Source organism: Singulisphaera rosea, from assembly GCF_054877945.1.
Genome location: NZ_JBTYIP020000076.1, coordinates 1 through 2,020, shown reverse-complemented (window position 1 = coordinate 2,020; position 2,020 = coordinate 1). Strand labels below are relative to the sequence as shown.

The 2,020-nt window shown below is 61.1% G+C and carries 1 protein-coding gene; it reads left to right on the top strand.

Features of this window, described 5'->3' with window-relative positions:
- The first annotated feature begins 664 nt into the window (after window positions 1-664).
- On the top strand, window positions 665-1,939 hold the full coding sequence (gene ltrA, locus ACYOEI_RS40985; RefSeq protein ID WP_462856461.1) for a group II intron reverse transcriptase/maturase: 1,275 nt from the start codon (window positions 665-667) through the stop codon (window positions 1,937-1,939).
- The last annotated feature ends 81 nt before the right edge of the window (window positions 1,940-2,020 follow it).

The window sequence follows — 2,020 nt, the reverse complement described above, 5'->3', positions numbered from 1 at the left end:
TTGCGCCAAGAAGCTCGGGAAAGGGGAATCATTGCGAATGTGAAACCTTTCATCGGAACCCTGCGGGTAACCAATCCCGTCCGGCAGAGCCGGGCCAGCAGCCGGAAGCGAGTCTTGCGTGGGGGCGGGTGACCGTCACTGCGAAGCGTAGACAGCACGATCAAACGCTGTGTGATTGAGCCCCGAAATTTCCTCGTCGTGAGCCTTCGCCGTGGTCAGCCGCGGGGGCCGCGCCAGGCACTAGCGACACTTGGACCCACCCGCTTGCCTGGTCACACCGGGGTCGGAGGAACATGGCGAATGATCAAGAGGGTTCCCCGGGAACTTGGGAGACCTTGCCGTCTCTATCGTGACTGCCGGCTGGAGACCCGGCTTACCAACTCCAGGATGATCCGTGGCCCACGTCCGAGGCCGACGGGGACGAACGAGGGACGAACCGATGGTATCGCCAAGCGAAGGAAACGAAGCGCGGCGAGAAGGACGGCAAGGAGTCGGAGCGTCTCGTATTACCGCTGAGCCAGGGGAACCACCCGAGGGACCCTGGGGAGGGAAGGGGACGCCGTCTTATGAACCGTTGGAGGGAAACATGCCGGGTACGCCGAGACCCGATCTCGTGTCCACGAAACGACAACGGATCGCAGAACTCGCCAGGAATTGCCCTGATATGGCCTTCACGAACCTGGCGCATCACATCGACATCGAATGGATGTACGCAGCCCATGCCCAGACTCGCAAGGACGGGGCCGTCGGAGTGGATGGAGAGACCGCGGAAGAATATGAGGTCCACCTGGAGGCCAACCTCCAGGACCTCCTCGCCCGCGCCAAATCCGGCACGTACGTGGCGCCGCCCGTGCGTCGTGTGCATATCCCCAAGGCGGGCTCGGCCACCGAGACTCGCCCGCTGGGAATACCTACGTATGAGGATAAGATCCTCCAACGTGCGGTGCTGATGGTGCTCGAACCGGTGTACGAGACGGATTTTCTAGACGTCTCCCACGGGTTTCGCCCCGGACGCCGTGCTCACGGAGCATTGGACTCACTGTGGAAACAGGAGATGAAGCTGGCAGGCGACTGGATCGTGGACGTTGATCTGCGAAAATTCTTCGACACGATCGACCATGACCACTTGCGGGAATTCCTCAAGCGACGGGTACGCGATGGTGTGATCCTGCGACTGATCGGCAAATGGCTTAACGCCGGGGTGCTTGAGAAGGGGGTCCTAACCATCCCCGACGACGGTACGCCCCAAGGCGGAGTAGTTAGCCCTCTCTTGGCCAACATCTTCTTGCACTACGTGCTCGACGAGTGGTTCGAGAAGGAAGTTCGCCCCCGCCTGAAAGGAGAAGCCTTCGTAATCCGCTATGCGGACGACTTTGTGATCGGGGCAGCCCGAGAAGACGACGCGCAGCGAATCATGGAGGTCCTGCCCAAGCGGATGAGCAAGTACGGCCTCACGGTCCACCCGGAGAAGACACGCTTGATGCGGTTCGCACCGCCGCAAGCCGCCGGCTCCGAAACGGAGGATCGGGCCCCACCCGACCCGACGACATTCGACTTTCTGGGGTTTACCCACTACTGGGGACGATCTCAGCGAGGCGAATGGGTGGTCAAGCGGAAGACGGCGAATGGCCGACTCAAGCGCGCGTTATCCGCGATATCGGAATGGTGTCGCAAGAACCTACACCTTCCGATCCAGGAACAGCACCAGAAGCTCGCGCGGAAGCTGCAAGGCCACTACGGATACTACGGGATCATTGGTAACTTCTACAGCCTCCAGGAATTCCGGGAGGGAGTGCGAAAGATCTGGCGAAGCAAGCTGTCTCGGCGACGCCGCGATGGTGATGTGACGTGGGAGGAGTTCCTTCGCATGGAGAAGCGATACAGTCTTCCTCGCGCCCGTGTGGTCCACGGTCTGCGGAGTGGCGTAGCGAAGTCATGAGATGAAGAGCCAGATGCGTTTGACGCGCACGTCTGGATCTGTGGGGGGCCTGGGTGGGCGACTACCCAGGTCTACCCGGCC